Origin of the sequence: Deinococcus aetherius, assembly GCF_025997855.1 — a bacterium.
Lineage (GTDB): Bacteria > Deinococcota > Deinococci > Deinococcales > Deinococcaceae > Deinococcus > Deinococcus aetherius.
The window spans coordinates 83,908-102,500 of record NZ_AP026563.1; the positions used below are offsets into that span (position 1 = coordinate 83,908).

Below are 18,593 nucleotides of genomic sequence, written 5' to 3' on the forward strand. Positions count from 1 at the left end.
GCCCCGGAGGTCGTCCACCTTCGCATCGGTACGCCTCCAATCTCTCGCAGCTCACCTTGACCTCTGCCAGGATGGGGGCCGGAACCTCATGGCCAAGCCCTCACCCCGCATTCCCCGGTACGTCAACACGTGCCCCACAGGTCTGGCGACCGCCGCCCAACTCGAGGCCGAGGGCCTCAGGCCCGGCACCACCGCCCCCGTCGCCCTCCTGGAATACCACGAGGGGGACCGCAGCGGGGTCTGCGGCCTCTTCGAGCGCTCGACCGCCGTGCCCAGGACGGACGCGCCACCGTCTTCCTGAGTCGAAGAGCCCCCCAACTCCTTCATGGGCGCAGGGTCCTCCGCCGTCAGTCCCCCGAACCGCCGCCGGGAATGGCCTGATCGCGCTCCTGGACGCGCTGCCGGAACACGTAGTAGTTCCAGGCCTGGTACCCCACGATCAGGGGCAGAAAGGTGAGGCTCACCCAGGAGAGCAGGCGCAGCGTGTAGGGCTCACTCGCGCTGTTCCGGACCGTCAGGGTGTACGCCTCGCCCAGGGTACTCGGCAGCACGCTCGGATACAGGCTCAGGAAGATGGTCGCCGTCGAGAACACGACGGTCAGCCCGGTGGCCGCGAAGGCGAGCCCGTCGCGCCTGAGGGTCAGGGCCAGCCACACCAGGCCGAGGTTGAGGGCGGCCGCCGCCGGGAAGAGCCACTGGGACAACCCCAGCGAATTGAATACGCCGGAGCGCACGAAGCCCACGTACACGAAGGCGAGGACCAGTACGGTTGCAGCCGCGCCCCACAGCAGGGCCGCGCGCCTGGCCCGGAGGTACAGCGTGCCGTCCCGGTGCAGCCGCAGCAGCAGGTACGTCGCGCCGTGCAGCACGAACAGACTCAGGGTGGCCAGCCCGCCCAGGACCGTGAAGAGGTCGAAGGCGCCCAGCACGTGGCCCTGGAAGCGGCCGCCGACACCGAGCGGCAACCCGCGCACCATGTTGGACATGATCACGCCCCATAAGAAGGCGGGCAGCAGGTTGGTGACGAACGAGGTGACGTCCCAGAACAGCCGCCAGCGGACGTGATCGACCTCCGAGCGGTACTCGAAGGCCACGCCCCGCCCGATCAACGCCAGCAGGATCAGGGCGAACAGCGGGTAGAGGGCCGTCAGCAGCGCCCCGTACCACAGTGGGAACGCCGCGAAGATCACGCTGGCGGCCAGGATCACCCAGACCTCGTTCGCCGCCCAGAAGGGGCCGACCGTGCCGATCAGGGCGCGGCGCTGTGCCTCGTTCCGCGCGAGGAAGGGTTGCAGGATGCCGACCCCGAAGTCGAAGCCGTCCAGGAAGAAATAGATCGTGAAGGTCAGGGCGGTCAGCCCGAACCAGACGGTGGGCAGGTCGGCGGTCACGGCGCGGCTCCTTCGGGCAGGTAGTTCGGGGCGGGCACCGAGGGCGTCTCCACCTCGGGCTCGTGCATCCCGGCGCGGGCCGTCCGGGTAAGCAGGAAGACGTCCAGGCCGATCAATGTCAGGTACACGACCCAGAAGGCCGCGAGCGAGACGAGCACCGTGCGCGGGGTCAGACCGCTCACCGCGTCGGCCGTCCGCAGCAGGCCCTGCACGATCCAGGGCTGGCGGCCCATCTCGGTGGCGACCCAGCCGCTGAAGTTCGCCAGGTGCGGCGCCAGCGGCATCACCAGCAGCAGTGGGTAGAGTCGGCCCGGGTCGTCAAGTTGGCCCCGCCGCCAGCGCCAGGTGTAGTAGGCGCTGACGAGCAGCATCAGGCCACCCAGGCCCACCATCACGCGGAAGGCCCAGTACACCGGCCACACCCAGGGGAGGTAGTTGCCCGGCCCGTACTTCGCCACGTACTCCTTTTGCAGGTCGTTGAGCCCTTTCGCCTTGCCGGAAAAATTGTTGAAGGCCAGGAACGAGCCGACGTACGGGACCGTGACCTCGAAGCGGTTGGTGTGCGCGCCGTTGCTGGGCAGCGCCACGAGGCTCTCGGGCATCTGGGCACCGGTCGGCGTGTCCCACAGGGCGCTGAAGGCCGCGTACTTCATGGGCTGGTCGCGCACCGCGCTCTGGCCCTGGACGTGCCCGGCGGCAATCACGCCCAGTGAGCCGATCAGCGCCGTGAGCAGCGCGACCTGGAAGCTCACCCGGAAGGTGGGCACGTTGTGTCTTCGGCGCAGGTGGTAGGCGCTGACGGCCAGCACAAAGAATGCGGCGACGGTGAGGCCGCCCGACCACAGGTGGGCGAACCACTCCAGGGCCTTGGGGTTGGTCACGATGGCCCAGGCGTCGGTCATCACCGCGCGGCCATTTTTGATGGCGTACCCGACCGGGTGCTGCATCCAGGCGTTGGCAAGGATGATCCAGAAGGCGCTGACGGTGGTGCCGAGCGCGACGATCCAGATGCTGGCGAGGGACGCCCAGGCGGGCAGGCGGTCCTTGCCGAACCACCACAGGCCCAGGAAGGTGCTCTCCAGGAAAAAGGCCATCAGCACCTCCAGCGCGAGCGGCACGCCGAAGATATTGCCCACGAAGTTGGAAAAACCCTGCCAGTTCATGCCGAACTGGAACTCCTGCACGATGCCCGTCACCACCCCCACCGCGAAATTGATGAAGAACAGGTGCCCGAAGAAGCGGGTGAGGTTTTCCAGTTTGGGATCGTGGCTGCGGTAGGCCAGCGTTTGAAGGATGGCGATGATCAGCGCGAAGCCGACGGTGAAGGGCACGAAGAAGTAGTGGAAGATGCTCGTCGTCGCGAACTGAAATCGCGAGAGGTCCAGCGTGGAGAAGCCGAACAGCTCGTTCATACGGCGGTCCTTTCGGGAACGGACGCTCCTTCGTGCAGGTGTCCGCTGCGCAGCGTGAGGTGACGCCCGGTCAAGGCGAGGGGCGCGGCCCGGTGGGTGACGATCAAGAGGGCCCGCCCGGCGCGCTCGCGCCCGATGACCCGCAGCACACGCGCCTCGGTGGCGGCGTCCAAGTGGGCGGTGGGCTCGTCGAGCAGCAGCAGGTCGCCCGGCCCCAGCAGGGCGCGGGCGAGGCTCACCCGCGCCCGCTCGCCGCCCGAGAGCCGGGTGCCCCCCTCACCCACCCAGGTGTCGAGGTCCAGGTGAGGAAGCCCGAGGTCGTCCAGCAGGGCGCGCAGTCGGGGGTCAGGGGCGTGGTGGTCGCCGAGCCGCAGGTTCTCGCGCAGGGTGCCGTCGAGGAGCGGCGCGTCCTGCTCGTGCAGGCTGATCCGGGCGCGCAGCGTGGCGAGGTCAAGGTCGCGCAGGTCCGCTCCGTTCAGGGTGACCTGACCCGCGTCCGGGTCGAGGTCGCGGGTCAGGAGCCGGATCAGGGTGGTCTTGCCGCCGCCGCTCGGCCCCGAGATGCCCAGGCTTTCCCCGGCGCGCAGGCGCAGCGACACGTCACTCAGCACGGCTCGCCCGTGCCGCCGGACGATGACGTCCCGGAGTTCGAGCGCGAAAGGTCCGGGCGGGACGGCCCGCGGCACGGATGGATCGACCACCCCCGGCGTCAGCGCCTCCAGCGCGGCCGTGCGCTCCCTGGCAGCCACGTCGGCGGCGTGGGCCAGCGGCACGGCCGCCAGGGGTCCCGCGGCGTCGAAGGCCGCCGCGACCCCCAACACCACCGCCGCCAGCAGCGCGCCGCCCAGGTGGCCCGCCTGCACGAGCGCCGCACCCCGCCACAGGACGCCGCTCAACGCGACCGCGAACCCCAGCTCGCGGGCCAGGGTGATCCGCCACGCCAGGCGCCCGGTCTCCAGCGCGACGTGTTCGAGCTGGGCGGTGAGGCGCGTGAGTTCGGGGCCGTGGTGGCTCCCGCCGCCGTCCCCGCTGGCCGAGAGGGCGTCGAGCAGCCGGGCCGCGTGATCACGTGACAGGTGGGCGTCCTCCCGGGCCAGCCGCGCAGCGCGTCCCCCCCCACGCAGCACCACCAGGGCCGCCCCCAGGAGGGGGAGCAGCGCGAGCAGTGCCAGGCCCGGGTCCAGCCACGCGAGCCAGCCGCCCAGGGCGATCAGCACGCCCACGAAGGCCCCCAGGGGCAGGCTGACCCGCAGGGTGAAGAACTGCCGGGCGTCGATGTCGGCACCCGAGCGGGCGAGCAGGTCGCCGCTGCGTTCGTAGGCCAGCAGGTCGCGCCCGAAGCGGGCCAGCGTGTCGAACAGGCGCAGCCGCACCCGCTCTCCCCCCTCCAGGGCCGCCGCGTGCCCGGCCAGGCGTTCGGCGTAGCGCAGGGCGGCGCGGCCCAGTCCCAGGGCGCGCACGGTGGTCACGAGCAGGAGCAGGCTCAGGAACACCTCGGGACGCAGGGCAGCCCGGGAGATCAGCAGGCCCGAACTGGCCGCCAGCCCGACCCCGGCCAGGGCGGTCAGCACCCCGAGCGCCAGCGCGCCCCTCACGTGGCCACCGCCGGGGACGCGGGCGCGCCCGGGGTGATCTCCCGCCAGCCGGGCGGAACCGCGCGGTGGGTGGCGAGCAGCACCGTCCGCCCCGCGAAGGCGTGTCCGATCACCGCGTACAGCGCCGCCTCGCTCTGCGGGTCGAGGTGCGCGCTCACCTCGTCGAGCAGGATCACATCCGCGCCGGAGAGCAGGACGCGGGCCAGGGCGAGGCGCGCGGTCTCGCCGCCCGAGAGCAACGCGCCGCCCTCGCCGAGCGGCGTGTCAAATCCGGAGGGCAGGGCGCGCAGCACGTCGCCCAAGCCCACCGCCTCTGAGACTCGCTCCAGTTCGGTATCACCGGCGTCGGGGGCGGCGAGGCGCAGGTTCTCCCGCGCGCTGCCCGCGATCAGGCGCGGGTGTTGCGGCACGAACGCCACGCGGGCCTGCCAGGCGGGAGCCCCGAGGTCGTCGAGCGGCGTGCCATCCACCCGGATGCTACCCAGGTGCGGGACGTGCTTACGCAGGGCGTGCAGCAGGGTGGTCTTGCCGCTGCCGCTAGGACCGCGCAGCGCGGCGAGGGTGCCCGGCGGGAGTTCCACGCTCACCGGCGCGGTGGGCGTGGGCAAGTCCGCGTACGCCCCAGTCAGGCTCAGGTGGGGGACGCCAACCGGAACCGCCCCTTCCCCGGAGGGCGCCACCGGCCGGGTGAGCAGGTCCTGCAACCGGGCGGCGACGGGCTCGGCCTCCAGCACGGCATGCCGGTCCGTACCGAGTTGACGCAGCGGGCTGAAGAACTCCGGGACGAGCATCAGGGCCGCGAGGGTCGGGGCGAGCTCGGCACTCCCGCCGAACAGCCGTACGCCGATCCACACGGCCACCAGGGCGGTGGCGAGGGTCGCGGCGAAGTCCATCACGAAACCGCTCAGGAACGCGACCCGCAGCACCCCCAGGGTGGCCTCGCGGTGCTGGCGGGCCGAGCGGGCCAGGACGGCGCGGTAGGGCGCGACCGCGCCGAAGGCGTGCAGGGTGGGCAGGTGGCGGACCAGGGTCAGCAGCCGCGCGGCCAGGCGGGTGTGGGCGAGCCACTGCCGCTCGGTGGCGCTGCGGGTGGCGAGCCCCACCAGCGCCAGGAACACCACCGTGAGCGGCCCGGTGACGAGCAGCACGCCTGCCGTGGCGGGATCGAGCCACGCGGTGACGCCCAGGACCACCACGAAGGCGAGGGCCGCGTGTACGGCGCCCGGCAGGTACCGCGCGTAGTACGGCGTCAGCCGCGCGCCGAGGCCCAGGTCGAGCGTGGCGAGGTCCACGTCCCGCGTGTCCGCGAGCGCGACCGGGCCGAGCCTCAGGGCGGCCTCAGTCAGCCGCGTGCGCCAGGTCCCGACCAGGCGGGCCGCGAGCCGGGTCCCCAGGCGTTCCCGGGCGGTGCCCGCTCCAGCGCGCGCCAGCAGCAGCGCCGCGACGGTCAGGACGGTGCCCGCCCCGGGCGACTGCCCCTGCAGGAGCCCGGCGGCGATCACGCGGGCCGTCAGCACGAACGCGGCGGCGGTGGCGAGCAGCCCCAGCACACTCAGCACGCCGGACACCGCCAGCTCGCGGCGAAGGCTGGCAGGCCCAAGCAGAACGTTCAGGGAGCGGCGGGGCCTCGCGGTCACCCCGTCACCGCGCCGGGACGAGGCCTCCCTGGCTGGAGGAGGGGTAGACCCCGCCGCCTCCGGTGAGCGGGACGGACGCTGCGCCAACGTCATCTTCCGCTGGCCGACCAGCGGTTCCAAATCGGGAGCGGTGACTCCCCCGTGGTCAGGCATGGTACTCACCCTCCCGGTCCGGGGGGCAGGGCAGGCCGTGTTCAGCCCACCAGGTTGCGGGGGCGGGTGAATCCCGGCCCGTCCGGTCCACCCGAGACGGTGGAACGAGGTCAGAGGTCCGGAGAGACTCAGTACGGTTGGAACGCGCGGGCATGAGGCCATCTGACACAGCACGGCAGGCGGGCCGCGCCGCCGGATCGGTCGGGAGAGCGGGCACTCGCGCCGTGCCTGGACGCCGCGGGACGACAGGTAATCGGCGTGATGAGCTGGTCCGGAGAGATGAACGCCGGACAGTCGAGGCAGTCATGGGCTGAGCATGGGCCCCGGTGGTAAAGCCCCCGTATAGAAATCGGCGGACGCACCTTCGCTCGACCCGGCCTGTGTTGCCCCCGGGCAAGGTTCCACCTGTGGCTCCACGCGCGGGAAAAGGACCCGGCCAGACGGCCGCCCATAGCGGGCCGGGGTTTTTCCGAGGACGGGTGAACGTGCGGAAGGCCATGACCTGTGCCCGGGCCTCCCTTCGCCCTACCGCGCCTTTACATTCCGCGTGTAGAGGTGGAGTGTCTTTCGGCCCCGGGGATTGCCCGGGTTGACCGGTGACCGGCTGGCCTTTGGAGCACCGTGGGAGGCGGGTCTCCGGTCCGCTTCGCGGAGGGGTGGATGGAAGCCTCGGGCGCTCCGGGCGTCGACCCGACGTCCGGGGCAACCGCTTTCGCTCTCCCCGCCGCGTGACCTGATCCCCGGCCACCCAGGTCAGCGCAGCCCCACTGAAGGAGGTGCACCCTTGTCCGGCAATGCTTTCGCGCTCGTGTGGCGCAACCCCTACGTGCGCGCGCCCGTGTTTCTCGGCCTGATCGCCCTGGCGCTCTGGCTCGCCCGCGACCTGGCGCCCGTGCTCATGGTGGGCCTGACCGCCTACCTGATCGCCTATCTCTCCCACCCGCTGCTGACCTGGCTGGAGCGCCGTCACCTGCGGCGTGGCGTGGGCGTCGGCGTGGTGCTCCTGATCGCGCTCGCGCTCGCGGCGCTGGCCTCCTCGCTCCTGGTGGCCGTCGGGACGCAGCTCATCGACCTCGCGGGCCGCCTGCCGGCGGTCGCCCAGGAGGTCAGCCGCTTCGTGGACGGCTGGCTGGCCGCGCGCCCGAACCTGCCCTGGACCGCTGGCCTGCGCGCCCAGCTCACCACCCTGATCGCCAGAAGCACGGCCCTGCTGTCGCGGGACGCGCTGCCGTTCCTGCAAGGCCTGCTCGCCCCGGGCGGCCCGCTGCTCGGCCGAATCTTCGGGGTGGCGAGCACCCTGGCGGAGACCGTGGCCGTCCTGATCCTAAGCGTGTACATGATGGCCGATTACGAGAAGATCGGCCACACCCTGCTGGGCCTGCTGCCGCGCCCGTGGCAGCCGCTGGCGCTCGACCTGTCGCGCGGGGTGGAGCAGTCGGTGGGCGGGTACGTGCGCGGGCAGGTGGTGATCGCCCTCGCCATCGGGACCCTGGTCGCCCTGGGCCTCGCGTTGATCGGCGTGCCGTCCGCGCTCGCGCTGGGCTTTCTGGCGGGGGTCTTCAACCTGGTGCCGTACCTGGGCGTGATCATCGCGCTCATCCCCGCGCTGCTCCTCGCCTTGCCGCTGGGGTGGCTCAAGCTCGCGCTGGTCGTGGGGGTCTTCCTGCTCGGCAACCAGCTCGAAGGGCACCTGCTCTCGCCCCTGATCCTCGGCCGGTCCACCAACCTCCACCCCGTCACCGTCGCCCTGAGCATCCTGGTGGGGCTGCATCTGCTGGGCCTGGTGGGGGCGCTGGTGGCCGTCCCGCTCGCGGCCCTCGGGAAACTGCTGCTGGCGAGGTACTACTACCCCAGCCGCCTGTACCAGGGAGGGTCCTGAGGGCGGCGCCTGGAGGGTCGGTGGGTGGGTCGCGGGCTCGCCGCGGGCGGGGGACCATCGCCGTCCAGGGGAAGCAGGCGACGTCAGCCGGGACGCGTTCCCCGCCCCGGCACTGGGGCAGGACGACCGGAAGGACCTGTCCCACAGACCGCCTGTCGTCTCTCTCCAGGCGGGCGTCACCTCCTGCGTCCCCAGAGAGTCAGGGTCCGTTCCACCCCTTGCCCTGCGGCTATACCCCGATTTAACGGTCAGGTCGAACACTGGACCCATGCGACCGATGTCCTGGGCCACCCGGACGGCCTGTCCAACGCCGTCCCAGGACCTCCCGGCCACGGCGCGCTCCTCCCGGCTGCTGGCCCTCGACGCCTGGCGGGGTCTCACCGTCCTCCTGATGCTGCTCGTCAACAACGTCGCCCTGGGGGGCCAGACGCCCGCGCAACTCCAGCACGCGCCGTTCGGCGGGGTGACCCTGACCGACCTGGTGTTTCCCTGGTTCCTCTTCTGCGCCGGTGCCGCCCTGCCGTTCGCCGGCGCGGCCATGCGCCGGGCGAATCTGACCGGGTTCACGCGCGTCCGGCGGCTGGCGGGCCGCGCGGCCCTGCTCTACCTCGTGGGGGCGTTCCTGACCAGCGTGACCACGGAGCGCTTCATGCTGGGCCTGGACGTGTTGCAACTGATCGCCCTGTCCACCCTCCTGGCGGCGCTGCTGGAGGGCTGGCGGGTCCGCTGGCAGGCCCTGGCCGCCGCCACCCTGCTGGGGCTCTACGCCGCCTTCCTGCTCTGGGTGCCTCACGCGGCCGGGCGGGGCGTTCTGGGAGAGACCGCCCACCCCGTGCAGGCCGTGAATGCCTGGCTCACGCCGCTGGGCCTGCGGGGGCTGCCGTCCGTCGTGCCGGCGACCGCCCTGGTGCTGCTGGGCAGCCTCGCCGCGCGGCCCCTGCAAGCGAGGCGGACAAGCGCCCCCGTCACGCTCCTGGGGCTGGGCCTGGCTTGGAGCGCCGCCGGGTACGTCTGGGCCGCCAGCGGTGCGTTGCCCTTCAGCAAGGCGTTATGGACGCCGCCCTACCTGCTGTACGCCGCGGGGCTCGGGACCCTCGGGCTGCTGGCGATGTTCCTGATTGGCGACGCCGGTCGCCTGCCGGGGGGCGCGCGGCTGCTCGCGCCCCTCACCGTTCCCGGGCGCAACGCCCTCGCGGCCTATGTGCTGCCCATCCTCGTCAAGGTCTGGGTCTTGCAGGGCCTCACGGTCACCTGGGCGGGAACCCCACAGCCCATGCAGGGCGCCCTGCTGACCCTCGCCCGCTCGCAGTTCGGCGGATTCTGGGGAGGCTGGACCTACACCCTGGGGTACGTCCTCGCCGTGTGGCTGGGCCTCGCCTGGCTGGCCCGGCGCAGGCTGATCTGGAAACTCTGAGCCACCCGCCCCTGTCCTAGAGGTCGACATGTCCCGTCTCCGTTCCCTCGCCCTGTTGCTCGCCCTGACCCCCGCCGCACTGGCCGCCCCTGCCAGCCTCCCGCTGACCTCCGAGGCCTTCCAGACGCTCGGCGCAGAGTCCTACCGCCGGGCCGGGCTCTCCGGCTCGTTCACGACCTGGCTCGCCGACGCCTACAGGCGCCAGGGCGTGCTGCTCCTGGGTGAACCCTCCCTGGGCCGGGCACTGAAGCGGCAGCGCGCCCAACTCCTCCTGGCGGTGGGTGCGGAGCGCGACCGGCTGGCCCGGGACACCGCCGCCTGGGCGCACCGCTTCGTGAAGGCCGCCCTGCCGCGCTTCAGCCTGGAGCGCGGCTTCGAGTTCGCGGGCGCGGCGCGGTCTGGCGAGAGGCAGTGCCTGCTCCAGAGCGTCCTGATCACCGGGCTGTTGCAGGAGGCGGGCCTCCAGGCCGGCTCAGTCATGGTCTGGCGCAACCTCAGCGGCCAGGAGACGAACCTCGGGCACGTCACGGCCACGCTGCGCCTGCCGTCCGGCCGCGGGGACCTCCTGATCGACGCGAGCGACCCGACGCCCTTCGTGGAGCACCAGGGGCTGCTGACCTGGGCGGACGGGGGGTACCGCTTCCTGGTCCCCCGGTACGGGGCCGGACAGACGATCACCGGCTACCGGCGGGCCGACGGCGGCGGGCCGGTGGCGCTCTCCGGGGTGTCGGCCCTCGACCTCGCCTACCTGCGCTCGCAGTTCGACGACTACTGGGGCGAGCGGGCTCCCGGCGGCCTGCTGGGCACCGGGGTCGGGCGGGCCACCCCGGCGGGGCTGCAAGGCAGCGAGCGGTGGCTCCAGGCCGCGTTGCGGGAGAACCCGCACAACGCCCTGGCGGCGTACGTGCTCGGTCACGTGTACCGCAAGCAGGGCCGCCCCGGGGCCGCCCGCGCGCAGTACCTCGCCGCCGCGAAGCTCTACGCCGCGCAGGGGCACACCCCGCGTGGCGTGCAGGACGCCCTCGTCTGGGCCCGTTCGGCGGCTTCCCGTTGACCGGACGGCGTGCTCCGGGCCCGGATCCCACTGGCCCCACCCCGGGTCCCGCCCGGTCCCCCCGATCCGGCATGATGGGGGCCGTGACGTCCGCCCCCGCCCGTGAGCCCTGGTGGCCCGTCGTCGTCGCCGGTCTGCTGTTCCTGCTCAGCCCGTCGATCCTCGAGGAGTTGCAGCCGAACCTGACCAGCCGCCGCCTCTCGGCCGCGCTGCTGTTCGTCGGCGGGCTGCTGCTGGCCCGCGGTGTGTCCCTGCTGACCCGCCGGGCGCTGGTGCGCGTGGGCACGCCGCACCTGTTGCCCGCCCTGCGGCTCGCCCATCTGCTGATGCTCGTCGCCGTGACCCCGGTCGCGCTGGGGGCCGGGGGGTTCCGGCTGACGGGGCTGATCGCCGGGGGCACGGTGCTGACGGTCGCGCTGGGCCTGGCCGCGCAGTCCCTGCTGGCCAACGTCATGTCGGGCAGGGTGCTGACCTCCAGCCGCGCCTTTCGTGTGGGCGACCGGGTCACCGTCCGTTCCTGGGCCTTCGGCGGCATCGAGTATGGCGGAGAGGTCCGCGACCTCACCCTCACGCACACGGTGCTGTCCGGCCCGGCGGGCGTGATCAAGGTCCCCAACGCCCGCTTCCTCGACGCCACCCTGATCGTCCACCCCGGAGGGTCACAGGGCGTCACGGTCAAGTTGGCGCTGGGCGTGAGTCTGGCTGATGCTGGAGCGGTGCTCCGCGTAGTAGCCCCAAGCGCCCGGAGACGTCCGTTAAGCGTGTGCGACGGCTGACTCAGGGCGTGGTGGGAGGTGCCTGACTGGCGGCGCGGGCGGGGGTGGCGTCCCTGCCCCATTGTGTAAGCCGGCGGCACATGGTCGGGGCGGACCTGCTCGCGGGGATCGGCTTCACCATGAGCTTGCTCGTCTCCACCCTCGCCTTTGCTGACGCGGCCCTGCTGACCCAGCGAAACGGAGGGTTCTGACAACTTCCGTCCTGGCCGCCGTGTTGGGGACGACGGGGTTGCTGGTCGGTGCCCGGGAGGAGCCCGTGCGGGCCGTGAGGAGGGTGAACCCCCCGCAGGAGGGGGCGCTGGAAGGGTAAGGAAAAACGGCCCTATGACGCGGGACGTGGGATGCGTGTGGTCAGCTCAGGCACCCGAAGCCAGCTTGTCAGGAGTGGTCTCCGGAACCCCGGACGCGGCGCGCCGTATGCCCGGGCAGGAGAAGGGCTATGCGCTCCCGTGCTGACCGAAGGTGGAAGGCGCCACGCCGGAGGGGGCCGTCACCTCGTCGGGACGGCGACGGGCCAGCAGCGCCAGAAAGGTCAGACCGGCGAGGCCGCTGAGACTCAGCGGGGCCAGCACCGGAATCTGGCTGCCCGGCTTGAAGCCAGGGGGCAGCCCGCCGGTCTCATCCCCCGCAGAGGGAGCGCCAACAGCGGGAGCTTCGGCCCCGTCATCGGAGTTGACGGCCGCACCGGAGGCCGAGGTGCTCGCAGCGGTGGGACTCTGGGCGCTCTGGCGCTGCGCGAAACGGGCGGCGTCCTCGGCCCGGGCCTCGCGATGCTCCAGTGCCTCATACAGGCCGCTTAACGTCAGCAGCGCCAGCAGGGCAAGCACCACCATGCGCAAGGTCCGCTGCTGGGCAAAGGCCAGCAGGCTGAGGACGAGGCCCAGGATCGAGGCGCTGAAGCCGATGATCTGGGTGCCCTCGCGGTAGTGGTGGTAGCTCACCAGCTCCGCGATCAGGAAGGCGAAGCCCAGAACACAGGGGGTCAGGACGAGTTCGGGGAAGCGTGGCCGGACAAAATCACCCCAGCGGTTCAAAACCATGCCCAGGGGTAAGAGAGCACTGTTAAGGATGTGCGAAAAAGGAAAGAGGCGGTGGAGGTGGTGAGGAGAACCCAGGGGGGCACTGTAGAGATGACCTCCACGCCATCCGTCCTGGAACACAACGACGGGAGGGCCGGGGCCCCCCCGTCCCGCCTCCGTCTTCTCTACTTCCCGCGCAGGGGAACGGGCTGGCCGTTGTTGAGGTCGAAGCCGGTGTTGGGGTCGCGCGGCGTGTTCTGGAGGAAGGCGCGCATCTGCCACTGGTCTTTCTCGATGGCGTGCTCGACCTCTTGCAGCAGGTTGGCGGTCGTGGGGTCCGCATCTTCCACGTCCTTGATGCGCTGGTAAAGCCGCTGCCCCACCGTCTCGTACTGGTAGGTGAAGAACTGGATGACCTGGCTGTCGTCGAGAAAACCGCCCGGAATCTCCGGCAGGCGCGAGGCCGCGACAATCGTGATCGCCCGCCCGTCGCTCGACGCCCCCACCGAGAGCTGACGCTCGGCCACGTCGTCGGCGTATTTGCTGAGGCCCTCGTAGTGCTCTTGCAGCAGTTCGTGCAGGGTGTACCAGAGGGTCCCCGACACGTTCCAGTGCGCCTGCTTGGTCTGGAGTTGCAGGGCCTGAAGCTCGGTGAGGGTGTTTTGCAGGGCCTGCACGCTCTTCTTGAGGTCCTCGGTCCCGGCGGAAGGCAGGGTGGAGGCGCGGTTGTAGGGCAGGGGCGAGGCCGTGCCCGTGTTCTGGGCGGTGGATTGCCCGGTGTTGGGGGCGGGGGCGTTGACGTTGGTGTAGGGCACGCCCGCCCCGGCGCTCTGGGCACCCGCGCCACCCGCGAGGGCCGAGGGGAGGAGGAGGGCGGTCACGAGCAACAGGTTGTTCATGGGTCTCCTTGTCTGAGGTGCTTCTGCACCGGCAACTTCCCCGACCGTAGGCACCCGGCGTTAGACGGATGCAAGAACCTCCCGCTTCCTAACGTCTTCTCAAGACGCCCTCACAGGAGGTTCTTACGTCCATCTGATTTCCACTTCTTAAGGTGTCCCCATGACCCCGCCTGTGAGCTTCCTTCCGCCCTCCGGCGGCAATGGGAGGCGTTGAACGTGCGCCTGCTCCTGGTCGAGGACGATCCGCGCATCGCGCTCCCGACGGCACGGGCGCTGGCCGACGCCGGGCACGAGGTGCACCTCGAGCCCGACGGGGTGCGGGGCCTGGCCCGGGCCCGCTCGGGGGGCCACGACGCCCTGCTGCTGGACGTGATGCTGCCGGGACTCGACGGCTTCGAGCTGGCGCGTACCCTGCGGGCGGAGGGAGCCCAGGTGCCCATCGTCTTCCTGACCGCCCGCGGCGCCCTGCACGACCGGGTGGACGGCCTGGACCTGGGCGGGGACGCTTACCTCGTCAAGCCCTTCGAGCTGCCCGAACTGCTCGCCACCCTGCGCGCGGTCGTGCGTCGCGGCGAGGAGGTGCGCAGCGCGAGAGTGGGATTCGGCGGCGGCGCGGGCCTGCTCGACGCCCGGCATCGCCAGGTGTGGTGGCACGGCGAGGTCATCGGCTTCACAGCACGTGAGTACGCCCTGCTGGAGGTGCTGGTGCTGTCCCGGGAGAGATGGTTCACGCGAGAGGAACTGCTCAGTCGCGTCTGGGGCCCGGATTTCGGAGGCGAGGCGCGGGTGGTGGACGTGTACGTGAGCTACCTGCGGCGCAAGCTGAGCCCAGACGTTCTGGTGAGTTCCCGCGGGCTGGGATACCGGGTCCTATGACCATTCGCACCCGTCTGGCCCTGGGTGTAGCCCTCCAGACCGCGGCGGTGATCCTGGTCGTGGCAGCGGTCCAGTTCCTCGCCCTGCGCTCTTTCCTGGCACTGGCCGAGTACGAGCGCCTGGAGATGTTGATTCCCCGGCTGGAGCAGGAACTGGCGGCCCGGCCCCAGTCCCCAGCCGCGCCGCCGCTGGAGATTACGACCCTCCCGCGCAACGTGGACGTGCGGGTGGTACAGGGCGGGCAGGTGGTGGCCGTGACAGAAAACTTTCCGCCCATCCCGGTCGATCTGCCGCCAGGCTACGCGCCCCGTGCCGGACACGACGTTCTCGTTGCCACGGTTACCCTGCGGGGACGGGCGGCGACGGCACAACTCGCCAGCGACGTGCTGGGCGTGGTCAATCCCCTGCGGGCCTACTTGAGGGCGCTGGCGGTGACCGTGCCGACGGCGGCGGCCCTAGTCGCCCTGTTGAGCTTCGTCCTGGCCGGGCGGCTGCTCCGGCCCCTGGACCGGCTGCAAGCGGCGGCGGCCCGGGTCGGCCTCGGGGGGGACCTGCGCTCGCCCCTGCCCGGCGTGGGCCGCAACGACGAGCTGGGAAGACTGGCGGGGGCCCTTCAGGGGTCGTTCGCCCAGCTCGCCGAGGTGCGCGAGCGGGAGGAGGAGTTCACCCGCGCGGCCGCCCACGACCTGCGCTCGCCGCTGGCGGCCCTCAAGACCCGGCTCCAGGGCTCGCTCGCCGGTCCCCGCTCGGCGGCGGAGCTGCGCGAGGACATCACCGAGGCGCTCTCGGATGTGGAGCGGATGCGCCGCCTGACCGAACACCTGCTGCTGCTCGCCCAGGGCGTGCGGGAGGTCGCCCGACTCCCGGTGGACCTCGCCCGGGTGGCGGGGGAGGCGGTGGACCGCGCCCGCGAGGCGGCCCCCGACGTGCCCCTGGACTTCGAGACCCGGGGCGAGACCACCGTCCCCGGCGACGAGGCCCTGCTCACCCACCTGCTGGAGAACCTGATCGGCAACGGGGTGCGGCACGGGCGCGGGGCCCCCATGCGGGTGCGCGTGGCCGAACAGGGCGGTCTGGTGTGCCTGGCCGTGGAGGACGCCGGGCCGGGCGTGCCGGAGGCTGTCCTCACCCGGTTGACGGAGCCCTTCTACCAGGTGGAGGCCGCGCGGGGCGGAGGCAACGGCCTGGGGCTCGCCATCGTGCGGCGGGTCGCCGAGGCCCACGGCGCGCTCCTGCACTTCGAGAACCAGCCTGCCGGGGGCCTGCTTGTGACAATCGAGTTCCCGCGGGCACCAACCGCCTAAACCGCCCACATTACTCGGTCTTTCTTACCTTCGTGTAACGAGAACCATTCCTAATAAGCGGCATGACGCAAGCCTCACCGCACGACCAGACGTTCGTGCTTCAGAAGATCCAGCCTGCCCTGCTCGGCCTGATGGACGGCTCGGTCTCGACTCTCGCGCCGCTGTTCGCCACCGCTGGGCTGACCGGGCGGCCCATCGACGCCTTCTTCGTGGGCCTGGCCGCCTCGGTCGGAGCGGGGATCAGCATGGGGCTGGCCGAGGCGCTGTCCGACGACGGCAAGGTCAGCGGGCGCGGCTCCCCCCTGGGCCGCGGCCTCATCACCGGGCTCGCCACCATCCTGGGCGGGATGCTTCACACCCTGCCCTTCCTGCTGCCCGACCTGCGCGCAGCCCTGGCGCTGGCCTACGGGGTGGTGGTGGTCGAGCTGCTGGTGATCGCCTACATCCGGTTCCACTACATGCGCAGCCCGCTGGGACAGACCATCTTCCAGGTCATCGTGGGCGGCGCGGTCGTCTTCGGCGTCGGCGTGTGGCTGGGCAACCTGGGCGCCCGCCCCTGAGCGTGGACGCGGAACAGGCAGACCTTTCCCATGACTCCACTCGCCGACCCTCACCCCCTGCACAACGTGGACGTGGTCCGCGGGATTCACGCCCCTGTGGACGCCCGGAGGCACCTTCACGGCCCCTTGAGGAATGGCAAGTCCTTACGCCCGTCCAACGCTCCCCGCGCCCACTGGAAGCCGGGCCGACGTCCACCCGCGGTGCGGTCCCCCACAGAAGCCCTGCGCGAGGGCCGCGGCCCTCCTGGCGCCTCCCCGGTTCGGCACAGGCGCCGTGAACCCGGAGCGGGCCGCTTTCCCCCAGGAGAATCCATGACTCATATCCTCACCCTGCGCCGCGCCCTCGTCGTCCTCGGCCTGCTGGGCCTGCTCGGCCTCGCGGCGGAACTCGCCGCCGTCGGGCACTGGTACGGCCCCTCGCAGCTCATCCCGTTCGCGGCGATCCTCGTCGGCGTCCTGGCCGGCGCCCTCTACCTCTCCACCGAGCGGGCCTGGACCCGCCTGGCTGTGCGCGCCGCCGCCGCGCTGCTTGTCCTGACCGGGGCTTACGGGGCCGTGGAGCACACCAGCAAGAACCCTGAGCTGCGGCGCGAGGGCCGGTCCGGCGCGCTGGGCACCCCGCCGGAGGCGCGCCCGGGCGAATCCGGGGTGCTGGGTCTCCCGGCGCCGCGGCCGGGCTGGCTCAACGGCCCGGCCCCCGTCAGCGCGCCCCTGGCGATGAGTGGGCTCGGCCTGTTGCTGCTGCTCGCGCTCTACCGGCGCGAGGCCGATTTCCAGACAAACCCTTCCACAGCGGTCCCCTCGTACAGCGGCGACTAAGCCAAAAACGCCGCGAGCCCCGCCTCACCCCTTCAGGAGGAATCCCATGACACCAGCATCCCGCCACTGGCTCGGCCTGATCCTGCTCGCCGCCATCGCCTGGGTTCACTACCGGGACATCCCGGGCAAGCTCGGGGAGACGCCGTACCTGGGCTGGATGTACATCCTGCTCGTCGCGGGGTGCGCGGCGGCGGGGGCGTGGCTGTTCACCGAACTCGCCCGGGCCGGATACGTCCTGGGCGCCGTGATCTCGCTGGGAGCTATCGCCGGGTACGTCCTGACCCGCAGCACCGGCCTGCCCGGCGCGACCGGTGACACCGGCAACTGGTCTGAGCCTAGCGGCATCTTCGCGTTGATCGTGGAGGCCGCCTTTGTCGTGCTCGCTCTCTCGCGGTTGCGTCGCCCGACGGCCGCGGCCGTTGCCGGGCGGAGTGAGCGCGACCTCCGGTCCTGAGCGTGTCCTGCACGACCGTCTCCTCCGGTTGAAGTTGTGCCCCTTCGATCCGTCAGTCCTGCGGTCGGGCGTTCCCGGGCACCGCCCCACTTCGGAGTCTCGATCCCCGCGTCCACTCACCGCCCCCTATGAAAGGCAGATTCCTCATGTCTCAGAACCGTAAGCTCTCCACCCCGCTTTCCCTCGACGACACCCTGGCCCGGCTTGATGACCAGACGAAGGACCAGGACCTCAGCGCCAACGTGGCCGGGCCTGGCACGCGGCTGACCGACAACATGGGCCACCCCATCAGCGACGACCAGAACTCATTGCGGGCGGGGGCACGCGGGCCGACCCTGATGGAGGACTTCCTCTTCCGCGAAAAGATCCACCACTTCGACCACGAGCGCATCCCGGAACGGGTGGTCCACGCTCGTGGCGCGGGGGCCCACGGCTATTTCGAGCTGACGAAATCGCTTTCTCAGTACACGACGGCGCGGGTCCTCACCGAGGTCGGGGCGCAGACCCCTGTGTTCGTGCGCTTCTCGACCGTGGCGGGCTCGCGTGGCTCAGCGGACACGGCGCGCGACGTGCGTGGCTTCGCGGTGCGCTTCTACACCCAGGAGGGCAACTGGGACATCGTGGGGAACAACATCCCCGTCTTCTTCATCCAGGACGCCATCAAGTTCCCTGACCTGATCCACTCGGTCAAGCCCGAGCCGCACCACGAGATTCCGCAGGCGGCGTCGGCGCACGACACCTTCTACGACTTCATCTCGCTGACGCCCGAGTCGATGCACATGCTGATGTGGGTGCACAGCGACCGGGCCATTCCCCGCTCCTTTGCCATGATGGAGGGCTTCGGCGTCCACACCTTCCGCCTCGTGGACGCGCGGGGGCAGGCGACCTTCGTCAAGTTCCACTGGAAGCCCACCCTGGGCGTGCACTCGCTGGTGTGGGACGAGGCGCAGAAGATCGCGGGCAAGGACCCCGACTTCCACCGCCGCTCGATGTGGGAATCCATTGAGGCCGGTCATCCCTACGTCTGGGACCTCGGCGTGCAGCTCTTCACCGAGGCGCAGGCCGAGGGCTGGGACTTCGACGTGCTCGACCCCACCAAGATCGTGCCGGAAGACCTCGTGCCCGTGCAGCGGGTCGGGCGACTCACCCTGGACCGCAACCCCGACAACTACTTCGCGGAAACCGAGCAGGTGGGCTTCATGACGACCAACCTGGTGCCCGGGATCGACTTCAGCGACGATCCCCTCCTCCAGGGCCGCAACTTCAGCTACCTCGACACCCAGCTCTCCCGCTTGGGGTCGCCGAACTGGCCGGAGCTGCCCATCAACCGCCCGGTCGCGCGGGTGGCGAA

18 protein-coding genes (1 of these 18 running past the window's edge) are annotated in these 18,593 nt (G+C 71.3%); 12 read left to right on the forward strand and 6 right to left on the reverse strand.

Annotated features, from left to right (window positions below; translation table 11 throughout):
• The first annotated feature begins 88 nt into the window (after positions 1–88).
• Positions 89–301, forward strand: coding sequence for a hypothetical protein (locus tag DAETH_RS22740; RefSeq protein ID WP_264778811.1), 213 nt, complete (start codon positions 89–91; stop codon positions 299–301).
• Positions 302–347: 46 nt separating this feature from the next.
• On the opposite strand, the gene cydB is transcribed toward DAETH_RS22740, so the two are convergent.
• From cydB to DAETH_RS22760, 4 genes are read right to left on the reverse strand one after another with little or no spacing between them, the layout of a single operon-like run.
• Positions 348–1,391: a cytochrome d ubiquinol oxidase subunit II gene (gene cydB / locus DAETH_RS22745; protein ID WP_264778812.1), complete on the reverse strand. Its 1,044-nt coding sequence runs from the start codon at positions 1,389–1,391 to the stop codon at positions 348–350.
• The gene (locus DAETH_RS22750; protein WP_264778813.1) at positions 1,388–2,803 is read right to left on the reverse strand and encodes a cytochrome ubiquinol oxidase subunit I; all 1,416 of its coding nucleotides are present in this window, start codon (positions 2,801–2,803) and stop codon (positions 1,388–1,390) included. The genes cydB and DAETH_RS22750 overlap by 4 nt, the downstream gene beginning before the upstream one ends.
• The gene (locus tag DAETH_RS22755; protein WP_264778814.1) at positions 2,800–4,398 is read right to left on the reverse strand and encodes an amino acid ABC transporter ATP-binding/permease protein; all 1,599 of its coding nucleotides are present in this window, start codon (positions 4,396–4,398) and stop codon (positions 2,800–2,802) included. The genes DAETH_RS22750 and DAETH_RS22755 overlap by 4 nt, the downstream gene beginning before the upstream one ends.
• The gene (locus DAETH_RS22760; RefSeq protein WP_264778815.1) at positions 4,395–6,035 is read right to left on the reverse strand and encodes an ABC transporter ATP-binding protein/permease; all 1,641 of its coding nucleotides are present in this window, start codon (positions 6,033–6,035) and stop codon (positions 4,395–4,397) included. The genes DAETH_RS22755 and DAETH_RS22760 overlap by 4 nt, the downstream gene beginning before the upstream one ends.
• Before the next feature lie 937 nt (positions 6,036–6,972).
• Between DAETH_RS22760 and DAETH_RS22765 the strand changes: the two genes are divergently transcribed.
• The 5 genes from DAETH_RS22765 (at position 6,973) to DAETH_RS22785 (ending at position 11,502) form a co-directional block, all read left to right on the forward strand.
• A complete protein-coding gene (locus tag DAETH_RS22765) occupies positions 6,973–8,067 on the forward strand; it encodes an AI-2E family transporter (RefSeq protein WP_264778816.1) in 1,095 nt (364 codons plus the stop codon).
• A gap of 268 nt (positions 8,068–8,335) precedes the next feature.
• Positions 8,336–9,481, forward strand: a complete 1,146-nt coding sequence (locus DAETH_RS22770) for a heparan-alpha-glucosaminide N-acetyltransferase domain-containing protein (RefSeq protein ID WP_264778817.1) — start codon at positions 8,336–8,338, stop codon at positions 9,479–9,481.
• Positions 9,482–9,509: 28 nt separating this feature from the next.
• Positions 9,510–10,535, forward strand: a complete 1,026-nt coding sequence (locus DAETH_RS22775; protein WP_264778818.1) for a hypothetical protein — start codon at positions 9,510–9,512, stop codon at positions 10,533–10,535.
• An 83-nt stretch (positions 10,536–10,618) separates the two neighbouring features.
• A complete protein-coding gene (locus tag DAETH_RS22780) occupies positions 10,619–11,311 on the forward strand; it encodes a mechanosensitive ion channel domain-containing protein (RefSeq protein WP_264778819.1) in 693 nt (230 codons plus the stop codon).
• Between the two features lie 80 nt (positions 11,312–11,391).
• Positions 11,392–11,502 carry a Na+/H+ antiporter NhaA gene (locus DAETH_RS22785; RefSeq protein WP_264778820.1) on the forward strand — a complete coding sequence of 37 codons (111 nt, stop codon included), beginning with the start codon at positions 11,392–11,394 and terminating at the stop codon, positions 11,500–11,502.
• A 246-nt stretch (positions 11,503–11,748) separates the two neighbouring features.
• On the opposite strand, the gene DAETH_RS22790 is transcribed toward DAETH_RS22785, so the two are convergent.
• Both DAETH_RS22790 and DAETH_RS22795 read right to left on the reverse strand, forming a co-directional pair.
• Positions 11,749–12,351, reverse strand: coding sequence for a hypothetical protein (locus DAETH_RS22790; protein WP_264778821.1), 603 nt, complete (start codon positions 12,349–12,351; stop codon positions 11,749–11,751).
• A 164-nt stretch (positions 12,352–12,515) separates the two neighbouring features.
• Complete coding sequence (locus DAETH_RS22795) at positions 12,516–13,229, reverse strand: Dps family protein (RefSeq protein ID WP_264778822.1); 714 nt, start codon at positions 13,227–13,229, stop codon at positions 12,516–12,518.
• Positions 13,230–13,445: 216 nt separating this feature from the next.
• Between DAETH_RS22795 and DAETH_RS22800 the strand changes: the two genes are divergently transcribed.
• The 6 genes from DAETH_RS22800 to DAETH_RS22825 form a co-directional block, all read left to right on the forward strand.
• Positions 13,446–14,105, forward strand: coding sequence for a response regulator transcription factor (locus DAETH_RS22800; RefSeq protein ID WP_264778823.1), 660 nt, complete (start codon positions 13,446–13,448; stop codon positions 14,103–14,105).
• Positions 14,102–15,409, forward strand: a complete 1,308-nt coding sequence (locus DAETH_RS22805) for a sensor histidine kinase (protein WP_264778824.1) — start codon at positions 14,102–14,104, stop codon at positions 15,407–15,409. The genes DAETH_RS22800 and DAETH_RS22805 overlap by 4 nt, the downstream gene beginning before the upstream one ends.
• 62 nt (positions 15,410–15,471) lie before the next feature.
• On the forward strand, positions 15,472–15,969 hold the full coding sequence (locus DAETH_RS22810) for a VIT1/CCC1 transporter family protein (protein ID WP_264778825.1): 498 nt from the start codon (positions 15,472–15,474) through the stop codon (positions 15,967–15,969).
• Between the two features lie 312 nt (positions 15,970–16,281).
• Positions 16,282–16,788: a hypothetical protein gene (locus DAETH_RS22815; RefSeq protein ID WP_264778826.1), complete on the forward strand. Its 507-nt coding sequence runs from the start codon at positions 16,282–16,284 to the stop codon at positions 16,786–16,788.
• Positions 16,789–16,834: 46 nt separating this feature from the next.
• The gene (locus DAETH_RS22820) at positions 16,835–17,242 is read left to right on the forward strand and encodes a hypothetical protein (RefSeq protein ID WP_264778827.1); all 408 of its coding nucleotides are present in this window, start codon (positions 16,835–16,837) and stop codon (positions 17,240–17,242) included.
• A gap of 146 nt (positions 17,243–17,388) precedes the next feature.
• Positions 17,389–18,593, forward strand: the 5' portion of a protein-coding gene (locus DAETH_RS22825; RefSeq protein WP_264778828.1) for a catalase. Its footprint extends 1,096 nt past the window's final position; 1,205 of the gene's 2,301 nt are visible here — the first part of the coding sequence; its start codon is at positions 17,389–17,391; the stop codon falls past the right edge of the window.